The organism is Mycoplasma sp. Z386, from assembly GCF_054343375.1.
In genome coordinates, this window is the sequence record NZ_JBTGVC010000033.1 from 1 (window position 1) to 3,880 (window position 3,880).

At 26.5% G+C, this 3,880-nt stretch carries 4 protein-coding genes; all 4 read left to right on the forward strand.

Features of this window, described 5'->3' with window-relative positions; genetic code table 4:
• A partial coding sequence (locus ACXX85_RS03895; RefSeq protein WP_458560677.1) for a hypothetical protein occupies nt 1-608 on the forward strand: 608 nt, incomplete at its 5' end.
• A complete protein-coding gene (locus tag ACXX85_RS03900) occupies nt 589-1,452 on the forward strand; it encodes a hypothetical protein (protein WP_458560678.1) in 864 nt (287 codons plus the stop codon). The genes ACXX85_RS03895 and ACXX85_RS03900, both read left to right, overlap by 20 nt.
• A 52-nt stretch (nt 1,453-1,504) precedes the next feature.
• Complete coding sequence (locus ACXX85_RS03905; protein ID WP_458560679.1) at nt 1,505-1,834, forward strand: HNH endonuclease signature motif containing protein; 330 nt, start codon at nt 1,505-1,507, stop codon at nt 1,832-1,834.
• A gap of 126 nt (nt 1,835-1,960) precedes the next feature.
• Complete coding sequence (gene dnaK, locus ACXX85_RS03910; RefSeq protein WP_458557735.1) at nt 1,961-3,751, forward strand: molecular chaperone DnaK; 1,791 nt, start codon at nt 1,961-1,963, stop codon at nt 3,749-3,751.
• The last annotated feature ends 129 nt before the right edge of the window (nt 3,752-3,880 follow it).

The following is a 3,880-nucleotide window of genomic DNA, read 5'->3' on the forward strand; positions in this document are numbered from 1 at the left end:
ATTGAGGAATTTTTACACAAAATTTATTACACTTCCAAAAAAATAAAAATAAAATTACAAAAGCGTTTAATTATGCTAACGATGATGAGTGATACACAACAAAAGAAGATATTCAATTTTTTATTGATAATGCAAAAATTCCTAAAGATAAAATAATTTGATGTCCTTTCGACTTACCAGATTCTAATTTTGTTACTGTTTTTAAAAAAAACGGTTACAAAGTGATTTCATCTCATATCTTAGAAAACAAAGATTTTTACAGTTATCAACCAGAACATTTTGACATTATTATCAGCAATCCACCTTTTAGAGGTAAATTTAAATTATTGCAAAGATTGTTAGAATTTAACAAACCTTGAGCACTAATTTTTGGAATTCAAGCATTAAATAGTGAAAAATTTTGTAATGAGTTACAAAAATTTGAAAGAGTTCAATATGTCCATTTAAAAAGGAGAATGTGCTTTACAAAAGATTATTTAAATTATGATGTTTTTAATCTAGATAGACCTTCTTTTGCAAGTATGTGAATAGCAAATAAAATGTTTGAAAAAGATATTCAAGTATGAAAAGGAGTAGATTATAAAAAAGATGGAAAAGAATTTATGTAATAAAAGAAAATTTACTATACTTGTCTCAAAGTCTTTATTTTCAAATTTAACCAAAGAAGCGAATAAAGAAGAATCTGACAAACTATATAGTGATATAAAACTTATTTTAAGTCTAGATAAAAAAATTGATATAAATGATGAAGTAGAATGAAAAAATACAGAAGCAAAGTTTCAGGGTTTAGTTATTGAAGAATTAAATGAATTAATTTATTTTACTCAAAAATTAGGAGAAAATGGTAAACCAAAATCTAGAAACACTTATATTATGCAGAATTTTTTGCCAGTTTTGTTGTTTAGTTATGAAAATAATATAAAAAATATTTCTGTATCATTACATCCTTTAGATTTGTTTTTATATATTGAAGAATTCCCAAAAACAATTTTAAAAGATTTTAAAATTTTTAGTACTTTGGGCGTAAAAATTAATTATAGTTTAACATCAAGACAAAAGAATAATTTGAATACTAAATTTGAAAATATAAAACATTTTCAATTAGAAAAAGAAAATTTAAAAAGACAAAATAAAAGAAATTTATCAAGTTATATTGAGTATGATGAGTTAAAAAAAGAGATTAAACTATATGCTAAATTTGATGGAGCTAATGCATCAGATTCTTTAATCAGTGCAATAGTAATCAATAAAATATTTGAAAAAGATAAAGATATTAAGAAAAAACTTTTAATTTTAAAAACAAACGAAAAATTATTTGAAATTAAGCAAAATTTATTAAAAATTTTAAAACAAAATAATTTTGAAGTAAATAAACAACCAGTCTTTTCTCAACCTATTTTTTGATATAACCCACTCTGAAGAAGACTTAAAAAGAAATCAACCTCTTTTTAAAGAAAATATAAAAATTTGATATTGTGAAAATAATTTAAATCCAGATAAATGTTTAGTTTGTGGTTATCAATTTTCAGAACATTTAATTTCAGCACACATACATAGAGTTTCGGATGTAAAAAATGAATTTAAAAATAATAAAATTTCTTTCGATGATGCTAATAAATTGATTGTTGAAGGATGTAACGGTTTTTTGCTTTGCCCTACATGTGACAAAGAATTTGAATGAGGAAAAATTTTCTTTGATTTAAATTTATATAAGTTTTTTTCTAATCCAGAAAATAAATATATTACAGAAACTATCAACATAACAACAAACAAAGAAAAATTTGAAGAAAACATTAAAAAACATCTAGTGAGAATTAAAAATTTATCAAAATAAAAGTTGAGTTCCAACTTAATTTTTTTATAAATTTAAAAATTTGGCACTTTTTACTTGTGAGTGCTAAAAAATATGCTATAATGTTTTCATAAATAAAAAAATCACTTATTAAAAAGGAGAATAAATATGGCAAAAGAAATAGTATTAGGAATAGATTTAGGGACAACTAACTCTGTTGTTTCTATAATTGAAGATAAAAAACCTATAGTTTTAGAAAATCCTAACGGAAAAAGAACAACTCCTTCTGTAGTTTCTTTTAAAAATGGAGATATTATTGTTGGAGAAATTGCAAAAAGACAATTAGAAACAAATCCAGATGCAATTGCTTCTATTAAAAGATTGATGGGAACAAGCAAGACTGTAAAAGCAAATGGAAAAGAATACAAACCAGAAGAAATTTCAGCAATGATTCTTTCTTATTTAAAAGAATATGCAGAGAAAAAAATAGGAAAAAAAGTTTCAAAAGCAGTTATTACTGTTCCAGCTTACTTTGATAATGCAGAACGTGAAGCAACCAAAACTGCAGGAAAAATAGCAGGATTAGATGTTTTAAGAATAATAAATGAACCTACAGCAGCTGCTCTTGCTTTTGGACTTGACAAAACAGATAAAGAATTAAAAGTTCTTGTTTATGACTTAGGGGGAGGAACATTTGACGTTTCTGTTCTTGATTTAGCAGCAGGAACATTCGAAGTGCTTTCTACAAGCGGAGACAATAGGCTTGGTGGAGATGATTGAGACCATGAAATTGTTAAATGACTTTTAGAAAAAATTAAAAGTGAATATAAATATGATGCCACAAACGACAAAATGGCAATGGCTAGATTAAAAGAAGAAGCAGAAAAAGCAAAAATTTCTCTTTCTGAACAATCAATCACTACAATTTCATTACCATTTTTAGCAGTTTCTGAAAACGGTCCAATAAATGTAGAATTAGAACTAAAAAGATCAGAATTTGAAGCAATGACTGCTTATCTTGTAGATAAAACAAGAAAACCAATTATGGATGCCTTAAAAGAAGCTAAACTGGAAGCTAAAGATTTAGATGAAATTTTATTAGTTGGTGGTTCTACAAGAATCCCTGCTGTTCAAACAATGATTGAACATACATTAGGTAAAAAACCAAATAGAAGCATTAACCCTGATGAAGTTGTAGCAATTGGTGCAGCTATTCAAGGTGGAGTGCTTGCAGGAGAAATTGATGATGTTTTATTATTAGATGTTACCCCTTTAACACTAGGTATTGAAACAATGGGTGGGATTGCAACTCCTTTAATCCCAAGAAACACAACAATTCCAGTAACTAAGTCACAAATTTTCTCAACTGCTTCTGATAATCAACCAGAAGTTACAATTTCTGTAGTTCAAGGTGAAAGACAAATGGCTGCAGATAATAAAGTTCTTGGAACATTTAACTTATCAGGAATCGAACCAGCTCCAAGAGGAGTACCACAAATTGAGGTTTCTTTCTCAATCGATGTTAATGGTATTACAAAAGTTACAGCAAAAGACAAAAAAACAAACAAAGAACAAACAATAACAATTCAAAATACATCTACACTATCTGAAGAAGAAATTCAAAAAATGATAAAAGAAGCCGAAGAAAACAGAGAAGCAGATGCAAAGAAAAAAGAGAAAGTAGAAACAACAGTTAGAGCAGAAACATTAATTTCACAATTAGAAAAATCCTTAACTGAACAAGGAGATAAAATTGACAATTCTCAAAAAGAAATGTTAACAAAACAAATTGAAGAATTAAAAACTTTATTAAAAGAAGAAAAAATTGATGAATTAAAAACAAAATTAGACCAAATAGAACAAGCTGCTCAAGCTTTTGCACAACAAAGTGCTAATTCACAAGCAAACGCTTCAAATGAAGATAATGACTCTTTTAAAGCGGATGTTAAGGAAGAATAATTTAAATAGAAAAAGGTAATTTAATACCTTTTTCTATTTTTAATACCTTTAATTGAGGACCGTAACACATTTTGTCCCGTCTTTCCCAGTTGACGGGATTTTTTTCTTTTTTTTCATATATTTAATACT